This is a genomic window from Klebsiella sp. M5al, from assembly GCF_002090195.1.
Lineage (GTDB): Bacteria > Pseudomonadota > Gammaproteobacteria > Enterobacterales > Enterobacteriaceae > Klebsiella > Klebsiella grimontii.
The window spans coordinates 1,609,120-1,629,790 of sequence record NZ_CP020657.1; the positions used below are offsets into that span (position 1 = coordinate 1,609,120).

Sequence of the window (20,671 nt, forward strand, 5' to 3'; positions counted from 1 at the left end):
GGCTCTATCCGTTTCTTCCCTGAACGGCCAATGATGAGGCCAACAACAACGACATGAGAGAGGGCAGGGTATGAAGCTGGCACTACAGAACGAGGTAGCGATAAGCAATGATGAAGTTCGGCAGCTGGATCGCGCTTATGTGTTTCATTCATGGTCGATGCAGGGCAATTTACATCCGCTGGTGATCGCCGGGGCAAAAGGCTGCGAGCTGTGGGATTACGAAGGCAATACTTACCTCGATTTCAGCAGCCAACTGGTCAACGTCAACATTGGCTATCAGCACCCTCGCGTACTGGCGGCGATGAAGGCCCAGCTGGAAGCGCTGGTGACTATCGCTCCCGCCACCGCCAACCTCGCCCGCGGCGAAGCGGCGAAGCGGATTGTCGAGCTGGCGCCGGAAGGCTTTAGCAAAGTGTTCTTCACCAACGCCGGCGCCGACGCCAATGAGAACGCCATCCGTATGGCGCGGCTCTATACCGGGCGCGATAAAGTGCTCTCCGCCTATCGTTCCTATCACGGCAATACCGGCAGCGCGATTGCCGCCACCGGCGACTGGCGGCGCGTACCGAACGAGTATTCGCGCGGTCACGTTCACTTCTTTAACCCCTATCTCTACCGCAGCGAATTTAACGCCACGACGGAAGAAGAGGAGTGCCAGCGCGCGCTGGCCCATCTGCGGCGGATGATCGAATGTGAAGGCCCGAACGCGATTGCCGCGATTCTGCTGGAGTCGATCCCGGGGACCGCCGGGATTCTGGTGCCGCCGGAGGGCTATATGCAGGGCGTGCGGGCGCTGGCTGACGAGTTCGGTATTATATTGATCCTCGATGAAGTGATGGCCGGTTTTGGCCGCACCGGGAGCTGGTTTGCCTTCGAGCAGGACGGCGTGGTGCCGGATCTGGTGACGTTCGCCAAAGGGGTTAACGCCGGCTACGTCCCGGCCGGCGGCGTGCTGATCAGCGAGCCGATCGCCCGCTACTTTGATGACCATTTCTTTGCCGGCGGCCTGACCTATTCCGGCCATCCGCTGGCGATGGCGGCGATTGTCGCCACCATTGACGCGATGAAAGAAGAGAAGGTGGTAGAGAACGCGGCGACCATCGGCAACGAGGTGCTGCGTCCGGGGCTGGAAGCGCTGGCGGAGAAGCACGCGATTATCGGCAACGTGCGCGGCCGCGGTCTGTTCCAGGCGCTGGAGCTGGTTAGCAGCCGCGAACATAAAACGCCGCTGGGCGCTGCCGATATGGCGGCCATTAAAGGCGCGTTGACCGAAGCCGGCCTTCTGGCGTTCGTCGTGGAAAATCGCATTCACGTGGTGCCGCCGTGCACCATCAGCGCCGAACAGGTGGCAAAAGGGCTGGCGATTTTTGATGCGGTATTCGCCCGCTTCGCGAGCCTGGCGAAGTAAGGGGATGATTTCCCGGGTCGCGGCGTAACCGCCTGACCCGGGCCACCTACTCGTAGCCCCGCTAAGCCTCGCGCGAACGGGGCTGATTTTCATCCCATCTTAACTCAATAGCTTATTCTGCCAGCATCTTCCTGCAATCCGGGTTTCTTGATATAACAACCTGATAACACTACGGGAGAGATAAGCGTGCCGGAAATCAATGAGTTTGGTCAGCAGGTCAACGATCGCGTGCCCGGGTGGCAGGGCGCGGGGCTTCTGCGCCGCACGGCGTTAAATGGCCGCTTTTGCCGGCTGGAGCCGCTGGATACCGAGCGGCACGCGGCGGATCTGTTTGCCGCCTACACCCTCGGCGACGACAGCGACTGGACGTGGCTTGCCAGCAACTGTCCGCAGAGCGTGGAGTCAACGGCGCACTGGATTACCGGCAAGGTCATGGACGATGGGCTGGTGCCGTATGCGGTTATCGATCTCCACGCCGAGCGGGCCGTCGGGCTGGTCAGCTATATGGCGATTGAGCGGGCGATGGGCACGGTGGAGATAGGGCACGTCACCTGGTCGCGGGCGATGAAAAATACGCCGCTCGGGACCGAGGCAGTTTGGCTGCTGCTGCAAAATGGTTTTGCTCACGGCTATCGTCGGCTGGAGTGGAAATGCGACTCAATGAATCTCGCCTCCCGCCGCGCCGCCGACCGGCTGGGGTTTACCTGGGAAGGGCGTCTTCGCCAGAGGATGGTGCGTAAAGGACGCACCCGCGATAGCGATATGCTGTCGATTATCGATAGCGAATGGCCCGCGCGCGACGCGGCGCTGCGAGCGTGGCTGGCGCCGGAGAATTTTGATGCTGATGGACGGCAGATAAAGCGGCTGGAAGATTTTCGCTAGTTTTCCCTTACCCTAACCCTCTCCGCAGGGAGAGGGGCGGGGCTTACTCTTACCGCCGAACCGGCGCGCCGTTCGCCACATAGTACGCCGCGGTGCTCTTCGGCAGCGGCTGGCGGCCGCGAATGGCATCGGCCATTTTTTCGCCAATCATAATCGTGGTCGCGTTAAGGTTGCCGGTAATAATCTGCGGCATAATCGAGGCGTCGACCACGCGCAGGCCTTCCAGCCCGTGAACCCGACCTTCGCCATCCACCACCGCCATCTCGTCGTAGCCCATCTTGCAGGTACCGCAGGGGTGGAAGGCGGTTTCCGCATGGTTGCGTACGAACTCATCCAGTTCGGCATCGCTCTGGCACTCAATGCCCGGGCTGATCTCCCGGCCGCGATAGTTATCCAGCGCCGGCTGGCTCATGATCTCACGGGTGATGCGAATGGCGTCGCGGAACTCCTGCCAGTCCTGTTCATGCGACATATAGTTGAACAGGATCGCCGGATGCTGGTGCGGGTCGCGCGATTTCAGACGCACGTGGCCGCGGCTCGGGGAGCGCATGGAACCGACGTGGCACTGGAATCCGTGCTCTTTCACCGCGTTTGAACCGTTGTAGTTAATCGCCACCGGCAGGAAGTGGTACTGAATATTCGGCCACGCAAACGCCTCGCGGCTGCGGATAAATCCGCCCGCTTCAAACTGGTTGCTGGCGCCGATGCCGGTCCCGCCGAACAGCCACTCGGCGCCGATTTTCGGCTGATTCCACCATTGCAGTGCCGGGTAGAGCGACACCGGCTCTTTACATTCGTACTGCAGGTACATCTCCAGATGATCCTGCAGGTTCTCGCCGACGCCGGGCAGGGCGTGAACCAGCGAAATATCGAACTGGCGCAACAGTTCCGGGCTGCCGACGCCGGAGCGCTGCAGGATCTGCGGCGAGGCGATAGCGCCCGCGCAGAGCAGCACTTCTTTATTAGCGGTGGCTTTTGACGGCGCGGTGCTGTCGCCCTCCAGCCATTCGACGCCGACGGCGCGCTTGCCGGCAAAAATAATATGATCGGTCAGCGCGTGGGTGCGAATAGTCAAATTAGGACGCGCGCGGGCCTGGTCGAGATAGCCGCGCGCGGTGCTGGCGCGGCGTCCCTGCGGCGTCACGGTACGATCCATCGGGCCAAACCCTTCCTGCTGGTAGCCGTTGAGATCGTCGGTGCGCGGGTAGCCGGCCTGTACGCCGGCTTCAATCATCGCGTGGAACAGCGGATTGTTGCCCTGCTTTGGCGTGGTGACGCTGACCGGGCCGTCGCCGCCGTGGTAATCGTTGGCGCCGATATCGCGGGTTTCCGCTTTGCGGTAGTAGGGCAGGCAGTCCAGGTAGCTCCAGTGCTCAAGCCCCGGCGCCGAGGCCCAGTTATCGAGATCCATAGCGTTGCCGCGGATATAGCACATGCCGTTAATTAACGAGGATCCGCCGAGGCCCTTCCCGCGTCCGCACTCCATGCGGCGATGGTTCATATGCGGTTCAGGCTCGGTCTCGTAGGCCCAGTTATAGCGCCGACCCTGTAGGGGAAAGGCCAGCGCGGCGGGCATCTGGGTGCGGAAGTCGAAACGGTAATCCGGGCCGCCCGCTTCCAGCAGCAGGACGGTGGTATCGGGATCTTCCGTCAGTCGTGTAGCCAGTACGTTGCCGGCGGAACCGGCACCAATAATAATGTAGTCAAACTGCAAAAATGACCTCCTGGTTAAAATATGGATTGAAACTGACCCATCTCAACCTGGATGGATTTTATCTGGGTGTAGCTGTGCAGCGTCTGCACGCCGTTTTCGCGGCCAATGCCGGAGTGCTTGTAGCCGCCGACCGGCATCTCCGCCGGGGACTCGCCCCACGTGTTGATCCAGCAGATCCCGGCCTCCAGCCGATGAATCAGGCGATGGGCGCGGTTTAAATCCGGCGTAACGACGCCGGCGGCGAGGCCATATTCGGTGGCGTTGGCGCGGCGGAGCGCTTCTTCCTCATCGTCGTAGCTCAGAATGGACATCACCGGGCCGAAGATCTCTTCGCGAACGATGGTCATCTGGTCATCGCAGTCGGTAAACACCGTCGGGGCGACCCACGCGCCGCGGTCGAAGCCTTCGCCTTTCAGCGCTTCGCCGCCGCACAGCAGGCGCGCGCCTTCTTGCTTACCGGTCTCGATGTAGCGCAGCACGTTATCGCGGTGCGGAAAACTCACCAGCGGCCCGAAGTTGGTGCTTTCAGCGAACAGATCGCCGGGGCGGATACGCGCCACGCGGGCGAGGATTTTCTCTTCAAACGCCGCTTTCAGGCGCGTCGGAACGAATACCCGGGTGCCGTTGGTGCAGACCTGGCCTGAACTGTAGAAGTTAGCCATCATCGCGATGTCGGCGGCGAGGTCGAGGCTGGCGTCTTCGCAGACGATCAGCGGCGATTTACCGCCCAGCTCCATGGTCACTTCCTTCAGTGAAGAAGCGGCGGCGTTAGCCATCACTTTTTTGCCGCTGGCGACGCCGCCGGTAAAGGAGATTTTGGCGATATCCGGATGCTCGGTGAGATACTGACCGGTTTCGGCGCCCGTGCCCGGTAGCACGTTAAATACGCCCGCCGGCAGGCCCGCTTCGCGGTAGATCTCCGCCAGCTTCAGGGCGGTGAGCGGGGTGACTTCACTCGGTTTAAAGATCATCGCGTTACCGGCCGCCAGCGCCGGGGCCGATTTCCATAAGGCGATCTGGATCGGGTAGTTCCAGGCGCCGATCCCGGCGACCACCCCCAGCGGTTCCCGGCGGGTATAAACGAATGAACTGTCGCGCAGCGGGATTTGGCTGCCTTCCAGCGCCGGGATCAGGCCCGCGTAGTACTCCAGCACATCTGCGCCGGTGACGATATCAACGGCGGCGGTTTCGCTCAGCGGTTTGCCGGTATCGAGAGTTTCCAGACGCGCCAGTTCGTCGTTGCGAGCGCGCAGAATATCGACCGCTTTACGCAGAATGCGCGAACGTTCCATGGCGCTCATCGCCGCCCAGATTTTTTGCCCTTTTTGAGCGCTCTTTACCGCCCGGTCGACGTCTTCGCGGCCGGCGGCCTGGACGGTCGCCAGCACTTCCCCGTTAGCGGGGTTAATCGTCTCGAAGGTTTTACCGCTGGTGGCGGAAACATAACCACCGTCGATGTAAAGCTGCTGTTCGGCCATTCGGGACATGGGTCCTCCATTATTGAGAAGTCGGTGGCAGATATTGGCTGATGAAGTGCTCGGCGAGCGTTTCTGCGCGGGCTTTATCCAGCGGTTTACCGCTCAGCGCCGCGCGTAGCCACAGCCCGTCGATCAGCGCGGCGAGACCGTATCCGGCCTCCTGCGCCTCTTCGCGCGGCAGGGCGCGCTGGAATTCATAGACGATATTCGACAGCAGTCGTCGGCTGCTGACCTGCTGCAGGCGATAGAGCATCGGCTGATGCATACTGCTGGCCCAAAAGGCGAGCCAGGCCTTCATCGCCGCGCTGCTTATCTGGCTGTCGTCGAAGTTGCCGGCCACGATGGCGCGCAGGCGTTCCCGCGGGCCGGCATCGGGCAGGGCGTGCAGGCGGCTCAACACCGCCTGGCGCAGCTGGCCGGTGATATCGCGCATCGTCGCTTCCAGCAGCCCGTTCTTATCCTTGAAATAGTGGCTGATGATGCCGGTCGATACGCCAGCCCGTCGGGCGATCTGCGCGACGGTGGCATCGTGCATTCCCACTTCATTGATGGCGGCCAGGGTCGCGTCAATCAGCTGCCGCTGCCGTATCGGTTGCATCCCCAGTTTGGGCATTTCTCAGACTCCATTCATCAGCTTTGTTTATCTATTAAAGCGGTTTTTGATTGGACGTTCAATATAAAATGTGTCTTAATTGTTGCCGATTTTGGTTCTAATAGTTGCAAAAACAGTAAGGAGAATGGATGACAGACCTTTCGCCGAGCAGAGAAAAGGACAAAATCAATCCGGTGGTTTTTTACACTTCCGCCGGACTGATTTTGTTGTTTTCCCTGATGACTCTCTTCTTCAGCGATTTTTCCGCGGCCTGGATTGGCCGCACCCTGAACTGGGTTTCCCGCACCTTCGGCTGGTACTATTTGCTGGCCGCGACGCTCTATATCGTGTTTGTGGTGTGCATCGCCTGCTCGCGTTTCGGTTCGGTGAAGCTCGGGCCGGAGCACTCGAAGCCGGAATTTAGCGTGCTCAGCTGGGCGGCAATGCTGTTCGCCGCCGGTATCGGCATCGACCTGATGTTCTTCTCCGTCGCCGAGCCGGTGACCCAGTATATGCAGCCGCCGGAAGGGGCGGGGCAGACCATGGAGGCGGCGCGCCAGGCGATGGTGTGGACGCTGTTTCACTACGGGCTGACCGGATGGTCGATGTATGCCCTGATGGGGATGGCGCTGGGATACTTTAGCTATCGTTATAATTTACCCCTGACCATCCGCTCCGCGCTCTATCCGATCTTCGGCAAGAAGATTAATGGGCCGATTGGCCACAGCGTGGATATCGCCGCCGTGATCGGCACCATCTTCGGTATCGCCACTACCCTCGGAATTGGCGTGGTACAGCTTAACTACGGCCTCAGCGTGCTGTTCAATATTCCGGATTCGCTGGGGGCGAAAGCGGCGCTGATCGTACTGTCGGTGATAATCGCCACCATCTCGGTGACCTCCGGGGTGGATAAAGGCATCCGTATTCTTTCCGAGCTTAACGTGGTGCTGGCCCTTGGGCTAATCCTGTTCATCCTGTTTATGGGCGATACCGAGTTCCTGCTCAACGCGCTGGTGCTTAACGTTGGCGACTACGTGAATCGTTTTATGGGCATGACCCTCAACAGCTTCGCTTTCGATCGCCCGGTCGAGTGGATGAACAACTGGACCCTGTTCTTCTGGGCGTGGTGGGTGGCGTGGTCGCCGTTTGTCGGTCTGTTCCTGGCGCGTATTTCACGTGGACGCACCATTCGTCAGTTTGTGGTGGGAACGTTGATTATCCCGTTCACCTTTACCCTGCTGTGGCTGTCGGTGTTCGGCAATAGCGCGCTGTATGAAATCATCCACGGCAATGCGGCCTTCGCCGCCGAGGCGGTCGCCCACCCGGAGCGCGGCTTCTATAACCTGCTGGCGCAGTATCCGGCGTTTACCTTTAGCGCTTCGGTCGCCACCATTACCGGCCTGCTGTTCTACGTGACCTCCGCGGATTCCGGGGCGCTGGTGCTGGGTAACTTCACTTCGAAGCTGAAGGATATCAACAGCGATGCGCCAAACTGGCTGCGCATCTTCTGGTCGGTGGTCATCGGCCTGCTGACCCTGGGGATGCTGATGACTAACGGCATTTCCGCTCTGCAGAACGCGACGGTGATTATGGGGCTGCCGTTTAGCTTCGTGATCTTCTTCGTGATGGCGGGGTTATATAAGTCGCTGAAGGTTGAGGATTATCGCCGCGAGAGCGCCAACCGCGACACCGCCCCGCGACCGCTGGGCGTGCAGGATCGCCTGAGCTGGAAGAAGCGCCTGTCGCGGCTGATGAACTATCCCGGCACGCGCTATACCCGCCAGATGATGGAGACGGTGTGCTTCCCGGCGATGGAAGAGGTGGCGCAGGAGCTGAAGCTGCGCGGCGCTTACGTCGAGCTGAAAAGTCTGCCTCCGGAAGAGGGGGACAGCCTGGGCCATCTCGACCTGCTGGTGCATATGGGCGACGAGCAGAACTTTGTTTATCAGATCTGGCCGCAGCAGTACTCCATTCCCGGTTTTACCTACCGGGCGCGCAGCGGGAAGTCGACCTACTATCGTCTGGAGACCTTCCTGCTGGAGGGGAGTCAGGGCAACGACCTGATGGACTACAGCAAAGAGCAGGTGATCACCGATATTCTTGACCAGTACGAGCGCCATCTGAACTTTATTCATCTGCATCGCGAAGCGCCGGGCAACAGCGTGACCTTCCCCGGAATGTAGGCCGTCTAAACGTTTTCTGAAAAAGGGATTGAGCTGGTTAAGTATACAGTGAAAAGCGTAGGGAAGCGTATGATGGCGGCGGGTGCCTGAGGCTTTCTGCGTTCAGGCTTAGGTGAGGATTCAGAAAGACGAAGCCCCAGGAGATGTTCCCATCAACCTGAGGCTCACGATCCAACCCTAGCACGTTGGATAGTAGCCTCTTCTTCGCATGGAGGCAACGAGATGCTGACAAAATACGCCCTGGTGGCAATCATCGTGCTGTGTCTGACAGCGCTGGGAGTGACGTTAATGGTGCGCGACTCGCTGTGCGAGCTGAGCATCAAAGAACGTAGTATGGAGTTTAAGGCCGTTCTCGCTTACGAAACGAAGAAGTAGCCGGTATGCGGGGAGCTATCCCCGCTTATCCGCAGGCTGGGTAAGGAACCTTAAGGCACCTTTTTTCTGCTTATGGGGGCAGGATGGACGGCGAGAGAACATCGACCGGTTAAAACAATCGCGCCGCCACCCTGCATACTGCTTCGCCGGTCGCTGACAGTATATTGACATCCATACTGGCATTCGGTCCGTTCTACCAGCAGACAAAACCACCATCGACCACCAGGTCAACGCCGGTACAGAACGACGCGGCATCGCTGGCGAGGAACAGCGCCGGGCCGGCCATCTCCTCAACCTTCGCCATACGCTGGATCGGCGTCTGGCTTTCGAATTCGCGGGTCTGATGAACCATCTCAGGGCGGGTGTTCATCGGCGTGGCGGTATAGCCGGGGCTGATGGAGTTGACCCGAATCCCTTTGCCGATCCACTCCATCGCCAGGCTTTTCGACAGGTGGATAACGCCCGCCTTGGAGCAGTTGTAATGGGCCTGATCGAGGCCGCGGTTAACGATAATGCCGGACATCGAGGCGATATTAATAATCGAACCGCCGCCCGTTTCCTGCATCAGTTCGGCTTCCGCTTTACAGGAGTTCCACACGCCGGTGAGGTTAATATCGATTACCCGCTGCCACTGCTCGGTTTCCATCTCCAGCGCCGGATTGGCGTTGGCGATACCGGCGGCGTTGACGGCGATATCAAGGCGGCCGAAGCGGCTTTTTGCCAACGCCACCCCAGCGCGTAGGTCGCTGAGCTGGCGTACATCGCCGGTGTAAAAACAGGCCTCGCCGCCGATGGCTTCGATATTTTTGACGGTTTCGGCAAGGCCGCCGTCTTCGCGGAGATCGAAGCAGACGACCCGAGCGCCCGCGCTGGCGAGGCCGTAAGCAATCATTTGACCGATGCCGCTGCCCGCGCCGGTTACAAAGGCCACGCGGTCCTGCAGATTAAACAGCTGTTGGGCGAAATCTTTTGCGATCATAGTTATCACTCTCTAAAAAATATTCTTTAGCATGCCCGGAGTTGGCGTTCCCGGAGGCGGCGCGTTGCGCCTGTCCGGGCTACCAGACGGTGCTGATCTGTTATTTACCCGGATTGCGGCGTAAACGCCTTATCCGGGCTACAAAATTGTGCCGACCGGAAGCCCGGGTAAGGCATCAGCCGCAACCCGGGGGACCGCATTACGACATAATCAGGCCGCCGTCGATATTGATGGTCTGTCCGGTGAGGTAGCGCGCATCGTCGGAGGCGAGAAACGCCACCAGCCCGGCAACGTCTTCCGGTTTACCGGCGCGCTTCATCGGAATGCCTTCGACCCACTCCGCCATCAGCTCGCCCTTACCGTAGCGTTTCTGCTCGGTGCTGAGGATTTCGCCCCAGACGCGGTCGTTGTAATCCCACATTTCGCTTTCGATAATGCCCGGACAGAAGGCGTTGACGGTGATATTCCACGGCGCCAGCTCGTGGGCCAGGCTCTGGGTGATGCCGATCACGCCCATTTTGCTGGCGGCATAGTGCGGGGTGTAGATAAACCCCTGGCGGCCCTGGCCGGAAGAGGTGTTGATCAGGCTGCCGTGGTTCTGTTTGACCATATATTTGGCGGCCTCGCGGCAGCACAGCCAGACGCCGGTAGTGTTAACCGCCAGCACTTTTTCAAAGTCGGCTTTCGGCATGCGATCGTAATAGTCGATGGTGATCACGCCCGCGTTCTGGATAGAGACGTCGATGGCGCCGAAACGCGCCGCCGCCTGCTCGTACAGCGACTGCACCTGCGCTTCATCGGTGACATCAACCTGTAACGACAGGATATCGGCCTGGTAGCGCTGGCGCAGGGTTTCCGCGGTTTCATGAACGCGCTCGGCGTTAGAGACCATCACCAGATTCGCGCCGTCGCGAGCAAAGCGCTCGGCAATACCGGCGCCAATTCCGCGGCAGGCTCCGGTGATAACCACCGTTTTATGTGTGAAATTTCTTTGCATATTTTTCATCCCTTATAGAGGCCGGACGGCAGAGCGTCCGGCGGGGTAATAAAGACGTGATTAACTGGTGGCGCCTGCCGCAGCCAGCTTCTCCTCATGACGACGCATCAGGATGACTTTGTTCTGCAGTTTTTGCTGGAACTGGTCGACGACGACGGCGGTGACGATAACCACGCCCTTAATGACCATCTGCCAGAAATCGCTGACCCCCATCATCACCATGCCGTCGGCGAGGAAGACGATGACGAACGCGCCGATGATTGAGCCGGTCACCCGGCCGCGACCGCCCGCCAGCGCGGTTCCGCCGAGCACGGTGGCGCCGATGGCGTCCATTTCGAACATATTGCCGGTCATCGGGTGCGCGGTTTGCAGCTGGGAGGCGACGATAAGGCCAACGAACGCCGAGCACAGGCCGGAGAAGGCGTAGACGAAGATTTTTGCCTTAACGATAGGCACGCCGGCCAGACGAGCGGCGGATTCGTTACCGCCGATGGCGTAGATATAGCGGCCCAGCGGGGTTTTGGTGGTCAGCCAGTAGCCCAGCAGCAGGAAGCCGATCATCAGCCAGATTGGCAGATAAATGCCCATCAGCGTCCCGGATCCCAGGGTGGAGAAACCGGTATTACCCAGCGCTTCCATGCCGTTAAGGTTCGGGTAGGTGCTGCCGTCGTTGAACAGCAGCGCTGAACCCCTGGCGACATACATCATGCCCAGGGTGCAGATAAAGGGCGCGACGCCGAAGCGGGTGATCACCGCGCCGTTCACAAAGCCGACCAGCACGCCGAAAAGCGCGACGCACAGAATCACTTCCGGCACGTTAAAAAAGATGACGCTGCCGTTCCACAAGGGCAGGCCGTTAGTTAATAGCGCCCCGGCCACCATGCCGCAGATGCCGGCCACGGCGCCAACGGAAAGATCGATACCGCCCGTCAGGATAACCAGCGTCATGCCGATGGCCAGCAGGCCGGTGATGGCCACGTGCTGGGTCATAATCAGCAGGTTAGATGTGGTCAGGAAATTCGGTACCATCACGCTGAAGAACGCGATAACCAGCAGCAGAGCGATGAACGTTCTGGCCTTCAGCAGGTACATATAAATCATATATTTCTGGTTCATGATGGGTTCCAGCCTGATTAATCTTGAGGTGTTGAAGCCGCGATTAACTTTTCGCGGGTTACCGCATGACGCGGTAAATCGGCGGTAATCCGGCCATCGGCCATCACCAGGATGCGATCCGCCAGCGCCATCACTTCATCCAGCTCCGATGAAGAGAACATCACCGCCAGACCCTGTTGGGCCATTTTGCCGATCAGGTGATAAACGTCAGTTTTCGCGCCGACATCGATACCGCGAGTGGGCTCGTCGAGAAACACCACCTCCGGCTTCGTCATCAACGCTTTGCCAAGCACCACTTTCTGTTGGTTGCCGCCGCTGAGCGAGGTGATGGGCAGCTCGGGGTCGCTGACCTTGATCGCCAGTTCGCGAATCATCTCTTTGACGCAGGCGATTTCTTTCTGCGGATTCAGCCACTTCCACGCCCGGCGAAAGCCCTGCAGGCTGAAATCAGAGAGGGTCATATTCGATTGAATCGACATCATCTGCACCACGCCTTCGCCCTGACGGTCTTCGGGCACCAGCGCCAGCCCTTTTTTCAGCCGCGCCTGGAACGGCGCCTTGTCGATATTTTCGCCGTTGAGATGGACGTTCCCGCCCTGGCAGGGCATCAGACCGACCAGGCCTTTAAACAGCTCCGTGCGCCCGGCGCCGAGCAGGCCATAGATGCCGATCACCTCTCCCTTACTTAAGGTAAAGGTCACATCGTTGAGCTTATAGCCGCCGCTGGAATGAAGCGCCGTCAGACCTTCAACCGCAAGTACCGCTTCGCCTTTCGGCGCCGGCCGGTAGTCGAAATGTTTTTTCTTATCGCCGACCATCTGTTCGATAATCCACGGAATACTGGCGTCGCTGACCTCGCGCTCGCTGATAAAGCGTCCGTCGCGGAAAATGGTGATGTGGTCGCCAATTTCCATCAGCTCTTCCAGACGGTGGGAAATATAGATAATGGTGACGCCGCGGCGTTTAAGTTGTTCAATGACGTTAAACAGGATTTTGACTTCCGACTGGCTGAGCGCGGAAGTGGGTTCATCCATAATTAATACCCGGGTGTCTTTTGAAAGCGCGCGCGCAATTTCCACCAGCTGCTGATGGCCGATGCCTAATTCGCCGAGCTGGGTGTAGGGATCGACATCAAGTTCCAGCCTTTCCAGTAATGATTTGGCTAACTCATATTGATATTTTTCGTTAATCTTCCCTTTTTGAAAGAATTCGTTAGCCATAAAAATATTATCCATGACGTTCATATTTGGGAATAAATTTAATTCCTGAAATATGATGCTGATTCCCTGCTTTTCAGCCTGGTGCGTCGAGCTAAGGGTCACCGGCGCGCCATCAAGAATAATTTGACCGGAGGAGGGTGTTTCAACGCCAGCAAGCATTTTCATCATGGTGGATTTACCCGCACCATTTTCACCGATCAGAACGTTTACTTTATTTCGATAGACCCGGTAATTCACGTTATCTAAGGCGACAACCCCCGGATAAACGCGAGATAATTCGCGGGTTTCGATAATAACTTCAGAGTCGACTGGTTGGGAATTGACGAGTTCTTGCCGCTGCATGTTATTGTCCTCCCAAACGAACAATTTTTGCTGGCGTAATATCAGGAATGTTCTGTGGAATATCCCAGGCCGAGAATACGCCGTACACCTGGACTGCTTCACCGGTTTTCACCTGCGCCGTCTGGATCATTTTTACCGCGTGTTCGTTAATCTTCCGGCTATATTCGCCAAACAGCACCTGATCGTTAAAGTCCTGATAGCTGGCGCCCTGATAGCCGTCGCGTAATAATGTGCCGCGCAGCGTCGGGCCAATTTGCACCACCACGTTGCCGCCGCGGGTATCCTCAATCGTCATTTTTCCGCTGCGCGAGGCGGAATCAATTTTGCTGATATTGCCTTCGACTTTGACGTAAAACACGCACGGGTTTTCGTCCTGAGCGCGATAGCCTAACGCTTTGCAGGCGCTATCAATATCTTTCGCCGCGCGCAGGGCGGTCATCAGCTCGGCGACGGGGCGAGCTTTAGCCACAACCTGGGGAACCAGCTGGTCTTGCCATGTCCGATCGATATCCGCCATATGCGGATTGGGCGGAGATTTAAGATCGGCCAGTTCCTGCTGAGAGACGATACGACAGCCTCCGAGCGCGAGAACGACCAGCATCAGCGAGATTTTTTTATACATAATACGCTCCTGTGCGCCCCGCAAGGGGCGCAACAACCCGAAATCAGGATTTGATATTGAAGTCCTGCACTTTGTCTGCATTGTCCTGAGTAATCAGAATGCCGCGGAACATCACGCGCTGCTTGGCCGGTTTTTCGCCTTTTTGCAGGTAGTTATCGAGGTCGGTCACCCCTTGAGCGGCGATGGCCTGCGCCTGAAGCATCACGGTGGCCTGCAGGGTGCCGGCTTTGACCGCGTCGCGTTCATCGTTGCTGCCATCGATACCGACCACCACCACGTCGTTGCGATTCGCCGCTTTCAGTGCGGCAATGGCGCCGAGGGCGACGGGACCGTTGCCGCAAATCACGCCTTTAACGTCGGGATGCGCCTGCAGAATACTGTCCATAATGCGTTTGCCGTCGATTAAGGTGCCTTTCGCGTCCTGTTTAGCGACGCTGACCATATCCGGGTACTGGTCAATCACCTGGTGGAATGATTTAGAGCGGGTCACGCAGTTATTATCCGCAAGGTTACAGGTCAGCTCGGCGTATTTTCCTTTCTCGGCCATTTTCTCGACAAATACGTTGGCGACTTCAGAACCGGCCTGGAAGTTATTATGGGTAATTTGCTCCAGCGCAATATCATCGACAGGAATTTCGCGGTTGATTAAAACCACCGGAATACCCGCTTTCTTCGCTTTTTCAATGGCGGCGACGCTGGCGGTGGAGTCGGCGTTATCCAGAATAATGCCCTGAACTTTTTTACCGATGGCGGTATCGATCAGCTCATTCTGTTTTTTGACATCTTCGCCATGCGACAAAATGGTGGTTTGATATCCCAGCTCTTTGGCTTTCTCGCTGGCGCCCTTGGCTTCAGAGGCGTAATAGGGGTTATCCAGCGAGTTTACCATGATCATGATGGTGCCTTTTTCTGCCGCCTGGGCAGCGAAAGAAAAGGCGGTCAGGGTAGCAGCGGTTAAAAGCGTTAAACGTAATTTCATGACAATTTTCTCTCTTGGTTGTTATTGTCGGGTACGGTGAAACAACGTAAGGCCTGTAAATCAAATTTATGGGCCGGGGGTCTCCTTTTGTTGATGAGTAAGGTGCGTCACGCGTTCGATTCCCTGGTGGGCGTCAGGCGGACGTTGCCGGTTTCCATAATGTTCTGTTCACCGCATGGCGCCACTCCTGCCATCTTTTCTGCAGGCGCTGGTGGCGGGCCATATCGGGGATAAATTCGCTGTGTTCAGTTAAAAACGCTTTCAGGTCGGTCACCGATCCGGGATTCAGGGCTTTGCGCGCGAGCAGGGCCGCGCCAATCGCCGACAGCTCGGCAACGTCGCTGCGCATCACCGGACAGCCGAGCAGGTCAGCCTGATACTGCATTAACCAGTCATTTTTGGTTGGGCCGCCGTCGACCATCAGCGCCGTCAAGTGGAAGTCGTCCTGCTGGCGCATCGCCACCACGACATCGGCGATTTGATAGGTAATGGATTCCAGCGCGGCGCGAATCAGATGGGCGCGCTTGACGCCGCGGCTCAGGCCGCAAATCACGCCGCGGGCGCTGTCATCCCACCACGGGGCGCCCAGGCCGGTTAACGCCGGCACAAAATAGACGCCCAGCGTGGAGTCCACGGAGGCGGGCAGGGTGTTGAGTTCATGCGCCAGTTCGGCATCGGAAAGTTCGCTCAAGCCGGTGCTGTCCGCCATCCACGCTACGGCATCGCCGGTATGCGGAATATTACCTTCGAGTCCGTAAGTGATGCTGTCGCCGTCGTGCCAGGCGATGGTGGTGGCCAGCGCGTCGATATCGCACTGTGCGGATTTTACCGGCGCCATCACCGATGACCCCGTACCGTAGGTGGCCTTAACGCAGCCGAGTTCGCCCAGCGCGTGACCAAACAGCGCGGCGTGGGAATCTCCGACCATCGCCATCACCGGAATACCGTCAGGGATAGCGTTCAACCCCCGGGTATAGCCAAACAATCCGCTGGAGGGTTTAATCTCCGGCAGCGCGGCGCGCGGGATCTGGAACAGCGCCAGCATGTCGTCGTCCCACTGGCCGGTTTGCAGGTTCAGCAGCTGGGTACGCGCGGCATTGGAGTAATCGCAGGAGAACGCATCGCCCTGGGTTAAGTTCCACAGCAGCCAGCTGTCGATAGTGCCGAGGCAGATTTCTCCGCGCTCAGCCAGCGCGCGCCCCTCAGGAAGGGATTCCAGCAGCCAGCGCATTTTCGAGGCCGAAAACAGAGGCGCGATCGGCAGGCCGGTCACGGCCTTGATTTGCTGCTCTTTATCGCTGTGGCGCAGTTCATCGCAAAACGCGGCGCTGCGGCTGCACTGCCAGGTGATCGCGGCGTTGATTGGCTTACCGCTCTGGCGATACCAGCCGATCGCGGTCTCGCGCTGGTTGCTAATGGCTAATGCCGCGACGTTTTCTGCGCCAACGTGCGCTACCGCTTTCGCGATAACCTCCAGCGAAGCGTCAACCAGGACTTCTCCCGACTGCTCGACCCAGCCTTCACGCGGCGTTTGGATCGCCAGCGGCTGAGAGAATTTCACCACGACCTGGCCGCGGCTATCGAGTACGACGGCTTTGGCATTGGTGGTGCCTTCATCCAGCGCAATGATGAACTCTTTACGTGTTGCCTGCATTAGGTAGTCTCCTGAGTCACACTTCGTCCTGGCGCGGAGGGGGAAGGTAGGCACTCCTCTTGATCGCATTGCTTCTTAGCAGGCCATGATGTGACAATTCGTATTCACTTTTTTAATCACTGAATATATATTCGATAGTGATTATTTATTTGATACCTTAGCCAGAAACTTCCCGTCGGGCTACTGGAAAAGTTATCAATTGTGCTGGCAATCACACTTATCCGATCGGCGAAGCGTTCAGGTACGGATGGGGAATGAGGTGATTTTAAGGTTTTATGTTATTGAAATATAATGTTTTATTTGCGTTACCTTTACGCTTCGGAGAAAGCGTAAAGGTTGTGGGAAAGCGTTTGAGTGAGGAAATTAACCGGCAATCAGCAGTCTGGCCGTTGGGTAATCGGTGATCAGAACATCGATATAACCGCCCGAAAGCGCGCCTTTGATAGCCGCGACCTTCTCGCTGCCACCGGCAAGGGCCACCACATTAGGACACTTTTTCACCTTCTCCAGCGCCATGCCGATCACAGGATCTTCATCATCGCGTAACACCGCTCTGCCGTTTTTATCGTAGTAGTGCAGGCAGATGTCGCCCACGGCGCCGCGTTCCGCCAGCACCTGGAGCATATCTTCGTGATAGTAGTTACCGGAAGTTTTGAGCAGCTGCGAAGGCTCAAGGATGCCAATGCCGACGATGGCGATATCGACTTCATCGAAGCGGGCAATGACGTCGGCGACATCTTTGCTGGCCACGAGGCGATTTTTCTCCTCAGTGGAGCCTTCAATGCTCTGGGAAGGCAGTAGCCAGGCTTCGCAGTTCAGATGCTGCGCCAGAGTCTGGGTGAGGATAGTCGCCTGCACGTTACCATTTGGGCCCACGCCGCCGAGCAGTTGAATCACGCCGTTGGCCTTCAGGTTTTGCGCGTGGACCTCATCAACCATTGCGCGGATAGTCGAACTCCACGAAGAGACACCAATCAGATCTTTTGGTCTTAATCGCGTTTCGAGATAGTGGGCGGCGGCGGAACCGATGGCGCGCTTGATGGTGTGATCGCTGGCGTCTTCTTCGGTATCCACGACGATGGCTTGCTTAATTCCGTAGCGATCCTCGAGGCCCTTTTCAAGATTGAGGAAAATATTCGATGGCTGAACAACGCTGATTTTGACCACGCCCTCTTTTTGGCAGCGGGCGATCGCTCGGGAGATAAATGACTGAGAAAGGGAGAGAATTTGAGCAATATCGGACTGCTTTCGTCCTTCGAGATAGTAGAGCGTGGCAATCTTAACTAATAGCCGTTGTTCATCCTGCTTAGCCATATATTTCCCCGAAAATCATTTACGTGCAGCCATTATCTTAGAGCTCATTATCATACGCGAAAAGAAAAGACAGTTAAGTGTGATGGATATCTAACTTTCGCCAATCCTCAAAATCAGCTATGGACAAAAACAGAACAGTAGCCGCATAATTGAATAAAGAGTCGATATTGAATATATATTCATAGCGATTTCAGGTCAACTGAAAAGTGCCCGGGTGACGTCACGCCCGGTGGTAAGGAGGCAGAATGTTCCTGAGTATGATGCAGCGGCGTAAGCCTTACGATGCGTTGCCTGGGGATGTCTGGTTTTTTTAGTCCCTGACGGAATAAATATTCCAAGTTGAAAATAAATTCAGAGGTATTAAATGAATCCCTATAGCTATGATGTCCAGGCACTCGAGCGCAAAGCCCGCGCCGTACGTCGCCATATCGTCAGATTGAACGCCAACAGCCCTGCGGGTGGGCACACCGGCGCCGACCTGTCGCAGGTTGAACTGCTCACCGCGCTCTATTTCCGCATTCTGAACGTCGCGCCGGAGCGCCTTGCTGATGACCAGCGCGATATCTACATCCAGTCGAAAGGCCATGCGGTGGGCTGCTACTACTGCGTGCTGGCCGAGGCGGGCTTCTTCCCGGTTGACTGGCTGGACACCTATCAGCATGCCAATTCCCATCTTCCCGGTCACCCGGTTCGTCAGAAAACGCCGGGCATTGAGCTCAACACCGGCGCGCTGGGCCACGGTTTGCCTGTTGCGGTGGGGCTGGCGCTGGCGGCAAAAAAAAGCAACAGCACCCGCCGCATCTTTTTAATTACCGGCGATGGCGAACTGGCGGAGGGCAGTAACTGGGAAGCGGCGCTGGCCGCGGCGCACTACGGCCTTGATAACCTGATCATTATTAATGACAAGAACAATCTCCAGCTGGCGGGCCCGACGCGCGAAATTATGAATACCGATCCGCTGGCCGACAAATGGAAGGCCTTCGGGATGACGGTCACCGAATGTCAGGGCAACGACATGGCCTCGGTTGTCGCGACCCTGGAAGGGCTGAAGCAGGAAGGTAAACCGAACGTCGTTATCGCCAACACCACCAAAGGCGCCGGTATTTCCTTTATTCAGGGGCGCCCGGAGTGGCACCACCGGGTACCGAAAGGCGAAGAGATTGCACTGGCACTGGAGGAACTGAAAGATGAGTAATGCAGAACACCTGGCGAGCGTGATGGTTCAGGCCTTTATTGATGCGGTTGACCGCGGCGTCGATCTGGTGCCGGTCGTCGCTGACTCCACCTCAACGGCCAAAATCGCGCCGTTTATTAAACAGTTCCCCGGGCGTCTGGTGAACGTGGGCATCGCCGAGCAGAGCATGGTCGGGACGGCGGCGGGCCTGGCGCTGGGGGGGAAAGTGGCGGTTACCTGTAACGCCGCGCCGTTCCTGATTTCCCGCGCTAATGAGCAGATTAAAGTCGACGTTTGCTACAACAACACCAACGTTAAGCTATTTGGCCTCAACGCCGGCGCCAGCTACGGCCCGCTGGCCAGCACCCATCACGCGATTGATGACCTGGCGGTGATGCGCGGTTTCGGCAATATCCAGATTTTCGCCCCGTCTTCGCCGCGCGAATGTCGACAGATTATCGATTACGCCATCGGCTATCAGGGGCCGGTCTATATTCGTCTTGACGGTAAGGCGCTGCCGGAGCTGCACGATGAAAGCTATCGCTTTGTGCCGGGAGCGGTCGTCACGCTGCGGGAAGGCGAAGATATCGCGCTGGTCGCCACCGGATCGACGGTGCACGAAATCGTCGATGCCGCGCAGAGGCTGGCCGACGCGGGAATTCAGGCCAAAGTGGTGAGCGTGCCGTCCATTCGTCCTTGCGATACCGCCGCGCTGCTGGCGGCCCTGAAACCGTGCAAGGCGGTGATAACGGTGGAGGAGCATAACGTCAACGGCGGCCTTGGGAGCCTGGTGGCGGAAGTGCTGGCTGAAGCCGGCGCGGGAATCCCGCTCAAACGTCTGGGGATCCCGGATGGCGAGTATGCGGCGGCGGCAGATCGCGGCTGGCTGCGTAAACACCACGGTTTCGATGCCGCTTCCGTCGCCGAACTGGCGCAGAAAATGCGCTGATTTTACGGCGCCTTAAACCGATAACCCGTGCGGCTACCGCGCGGGTTATGTTTTTACGGCGCGCAGATCGTGATGACGTATTCACCGGCCTTAATCCATTGCAGCCGATACTCCCCGGCGGAGAGCCGAAGCCGCAGATTTTCTTCCTTTATATACGTCACTTCAAAATCGCTGAAACCCATCCTGGCCTGGATAGCCGAATGGCTGGCCTTAAACGCGCTTTCTTTCGCCGAAAACGCCAGCGTCAGCGCCAGTTCAGGCGGCAGGCCGCTGGCGTCCAGCCGTTTTTTTTCCGCGCTATTGATGATGCTGCTTTCCAGCTCCGCCGCCAGCGAAGGCGCCATGACTCGTTCGATATCAACGCCGACCGGCCGGGCGGAGACCACCGCCAGCGCGCTGCGTTCGCTGTGGCTAATGCTGCCGTACCACGGGGCCGGCCACAGGGGCTGGCGTTGGTCGCCAATGGCAGGGACGCCTTTTTCGCCCACTTCCCGCAGCGCGTAAACCGCGGCGATACGCCCGGCGAGATGCTCGGACTGCCGCTTGCGGACGCAGCCGCTTAACCGGGCATGATGCGGGAGCCAGAGGAGGTCTTCAGGCTGGAAGGTCAACGGGTCGAAATCCACCCGCTGCAGCGAGTGACCGGCAAGTTGAATGATCGAGTGTTGGATGTGCATCAGGCGATGTTAACAG

18 protein-coding genes are annotated in these 20,671 nt (G+C 57.9%); 6 read left to right on the top strand and 12 right to left on the bottom strand.

Annotated features, from left to right (window positions below):
* Positions 1–70: 70 nt before the first annotated feature.
* Positions 71–1,408 carry an aspartate aminotransferase family protein gene (locus tag BWI76_RS07600; RefSeq protein WP_064371454.1) on the top strand — a complete coding sequence of 446 codons (1,338 nt, stop codon included), beginning with the start codon at positions 71–73 and terminating at the stop codon, positions 1,406–1,408.
* Between the two features lie 186 nt (positions 1,409–1,594).
* Positions 1,595–2,290 (top strand): GNAT family N-acetyltransferase, encoded by a 696-nt coding sequence (locus BWI76_RS07605; RefSeq protein WP_004132230.1) that lies wholly within the window; start codon positions 1,595–1,597, stop codon positions 2,288–2,290.
* 49 nt (positions 2,291–2,339) lie between these two features.
* On the opposite strand, the gene betA is transcribed toward BWI76_RS07605, so the two are convergent.
* From betA to betI, 3 genes are read right to left on the bottom strand one after another with little or no spacing between them, the layout of a single operon-like run.
* The gene (betA, locus tag BWI76_RS07610) at positions 2,340–4,004 is read right to left on the bottom strand and encodes a choline dehydrogenase (protein ID WP_064371453.1); all 1,665 of its coding nucleotides are present in this window, start codon (positions 4,002–4,004) and stop codon (positions 2,340–2,342) included.
* 14 nt (positions 4,005–4,018) lie between these two features.
* Entirely contained in the window at positions 4,019–5,491 is a 1,473-nt protein-coding gene (gene betB, locus BWI76_RS07615; protein WP_004132232.1) for a betaine-aldehyde dehydrogenase, read from the bottom strand.
* Between the two features lie 10 nt (positions 5,492–5,501).
* The gene (betI, locus tag BWI76_RS07620) at positions 5,502–6,095 is read right to left on the bottom strand and encodes a transcriptional regulator BetI (protein ID WP_004132233.1); all 594 of its coding nucleotides are present in this window, start codon (positions 6,093–6,095) and stop codon (positions 5,502–5,504) included.
* Positions 6,096–6,223: 128 nt separating this feature from the next.
* Between betI and BWI76_RS07630 the strand changes: the two genes are divergently transcribed.
* The gene (locus tag BWI76_RS07630; protein ID WP_049087075.1) at positions 6,224–8,257 is read left to right on the top strand and encodes a choline transporter; all 2,034 of its coding nucleotides are present in this window, start codon (positions 6,224–6,226) and stop codon (positions 8,255–8,257) included.
* Positions 8,258–8,479: 222 nt separating this feature from the next.
* Positions 8,480–8,632, top strand: coding sequence for a Hok/Gef family protein (locus BWI76_RS07635; protein WP_004132237.1), 153 nt, complete (start codon positions 8,480–8,482; stop codon positions 8,630–8,632).
* Between the two features lie 193 nt (positions 8,633–8,825).
* Here the strand turns inward: BWI76_RS07635 and BWI76_RS07640 are convergent, their stop codons facing one another.
* The 8 genes from BWI76_RS07640 to BWI76_RS07675 all read right to left on the bottom strand — a co-directional run bounded on the left by BWI76_RS07640 (position 8,826) and on the right by BWI76_RS07675 (position 17,855).
* Entirely contained in the window at positions 8,826–9,611 is a 786-nt protein-coding gene (locus tag BWI76_RS07640) for an SDR family oxidoreductase (protein WP_004130297.1), read from the bottom strand.
* A gap of 199 nt (positions 9,612–9,810) precedes the next feature.
* A complete protein-coding gene (locus tag BWI76_RS07645) occupies positions 9,811–10,608 on the bottom strand; it encodes an SDR family oxidoreductase (protein WP_004132240.1) in 798 nt (265 codons plus the stop codon).
* A 60-nt stretch (positions 10,609–10,668) separates the two neighbouring features.
* Complete coding sequence (locus BWI76_RS07650; protein WP_004100048.1) at positions 10,669–11,724, bottom strand: ABC transporter permease; 1,056 nt, start codon at positions 11,722–11,724, stop codon at positions 10,669–10,671.
* A 17-nt stretch (positions 11,725–11,741) separates the two neighbouring features.
* Positions 11,742–13,286 (bottom strand): sugar ABC transporter ATP-binding protein, encoded by a 1,545-nt coding sequence (locus tag BWI76_RS07655; protein WP_004135476.1) that lies wholly within the window; start codon positions 13,284–13,286, stop codon positions 11,742–11,744.
* A gap of 1 nt (position 13,287) precedes the next feature.
* Complete coding sequence (locus tag BWI76_RS07660; RefSeq protein WP_004135472.1) at positions 13,288–13,908, bottom strand: DUF2291 family protein; 621 nt, start codon at positions 13,906–13,908, stop codon at positions 13,288–13,290.
* Between the two features lie 43 nt (positions 13,909–13,951).
* Complete coding sequence (locus BWI76_RS07665; protein ID WP_004130307.1) at positions 13,952–14,887, bottom strand: D-ribose ABC transporter substrate-binding protein; 936 nt, start codon at positions 14,885–14,887, stop codon at positions 13,952–13,954.
* A gap of 133 nt (positions 14,888–15,020) precedes the next feature.
* Positions 15,021–16,541, bottom strand: coding sequence for an FGGY family carbohydrate kinase (locus BWI76_RS07670; RefSeq protein ID WP_004135470.1), 1,521 nt, complete (start codon positions 16,539–16,541; stop codon positions 15,021–15,023).
* Between the two features lie 363 nt (positions 16,542–16,904).
* Positions 16,905–17,855, bottom strand: a complete 951-nt coding sequence (locus tag BWI76_RS07675) for a sugar-binding transcriptional regulator (protein ID WP_024358850.1) — start codon at positions 17,853–17,855, stop codon at positions 16,905–16,907.
* A 364-nt stretch (positions 17,856–18,219) separates the two neighbouring features.
* Between BWI76_RS07675 and BWI76_RS07680 the strand changes: the two genes are divergently transcribed.
* Both BWI76_RS07680 and BWI76_RS07685 read left to right on the top strand, forming a co-directional pair.
* On the top strand, positions 18,220–19,050 hold the full coding sequence (locus BWI76_RS07680; RefSeq protein ID WP_024358849.1) for a transketolase: 831 nt from the start codon (positions 18,220–18,222) through the stop codon (positions 19,048–19,050).
* The gene (locus tag BWI76_RS07685) at positions 19,043–19,978 is read left to right on the top strand and encodes a transketolase family protein (protein WP_014228346.1); all 936 of its coding nucleotides are present in this window, start codon (positions 19,043–19,045) and stop codon (positions 19,976–19,978) included. Before BWI76_RS07680 ends, BWI76_RS07685 begins: the two co-directional genes overlap by 8 nt.
* Positions 19,979–20,031: 53 nt before the next feature.
* Here BWI76_RS07685 and entD read toward each other — a convergent pair whose 3' ends face one another.
* A complete protein-coding gene (gene entD, locus BWI76_RS07690; RefSeq protein ID WP_004135455.1) occupies positions 20,032–20,655 on the bottom strand; it encodes an enterobactin synthase subunit EntD in 624 nt (207 codons plus the stop codon).
* Positions 20,656–20,671 lie beyond the last annotated feature (16 nt).

Excerpts from the sequence above, each read along its gene's own strand:
- BWI76_RS07630 (WP_049087075.1), top strand. The coding sequence starts at position 6,224 with ATGACAGACCTTTCGCCGAGCAGAGAAAAGGACAAAATCAATCCGGTG.
- entD (WP_004135455.1), bottom strand. The coding sequence starts at position 20,655 with ATGCACATCCAACACTCGATCATTCAACTTGCCGGTCACTCGCTGCAG.
- BWI76_RS07655 (WP_004135476.1), bottom strand. The coding sequence starts at position 13,286 with ATGCAGCGGCAAGAACTCGTCAATTCCCAACCAGTCGACTCTGAAGTT.
- BWI76_RS07665 (WP_004130307.1), bottom strand. The coding sequence starts at position 14,887 with ATGAAATTACGTTTAACGCTTTTAACCGCTGCTACCCTGACCGCCTTT.
- BWI76_RS07660 (WP_004135472.1), bottom strand. The coding sequence starts at position 13,908 with ATGTATAAAAAAATCTCGCTGATGCTGGTCGTTCTCGCGCTCGGAGGC.
- BWI76_RS07640 (WP_004130297.1), bottom strand. The coding sequence starts at position 9,611 with ATGATCGCAAAAGATTTCGCCCAACAGCTGTTTAATCTGCAGGACCGC.
- BWI76_RS07650 (WP_004100048.1), bottom strand. The coding sequence starts at position 11,724 with ATGAACCAGAAATATATGATTTATATGTACCTGCTGAAGGCCAGAACG.
- BWI76_RS07675 (WP_024358850.1), bottom strand. The coding sequence starts at position 17,855 with ATGGCTAAGCAGGATGAACAACGGCTATTAGTTAAGATTGCCACGCTC.
- BWI76_RS07635 (WP_004132237.1), top strand. The coding sequence starts at position 8,480 with ATGCTGACAAAATACGCCCTGGTGGCAATCATCGTGCTGTGTCTGACA.
- BWI76_RS07685 (WP_014228346.1), top strand. The coding sequence starts at position 19,043 with ATGAGTAATGCAGAACACCTGGCGAGCGTGATGGTTCAGGCCTTTATT.
- BWI76_RS07680 (WP_024358849.1), top strand. The coding sequence starts at position 18,220 with ATGAATCCCTATAGCTATGATGTCCAGGCACTCGAGCGCAAAGCCCGC.
- BWI76_RS07645 (WP_004132240.1), bottom strand. The coding sequence starts at position 10,608 with ATGCAAAGAAATTTCACACATAAAACGGTGGTTATCACCGGAGCCTGC.
- betI (WP_004132233.1), bottom strand. The coding sequence starts at position 6,095 with ATGCCCAAACTGGGGATGCAACCGATACGGCAGCGGCAGCTGATTGAC.
- BWI76_RS07670 (WP_004135470.1), bottom strand. The coding sequence starts at position 16,541 with ATGCAGGCAACACGTAAAGAGTTCATCATTGCGCTGGATGAAGGCACC.
- BWI76_RS07600 (WP_064371454.1), top strand. The coding sequence starts at position 71 with ATGAAGCTGGCACTACAGAACGAGGTAGCGATAAGCAATGATGAAGTT.
- betB (WP_004132232.1), bottom strand. The coding sequence starts at position 5,491 with ATGTCCCGAATGGCCGAACAGCAGCTTTACATCGACGGTGGTTATGTT.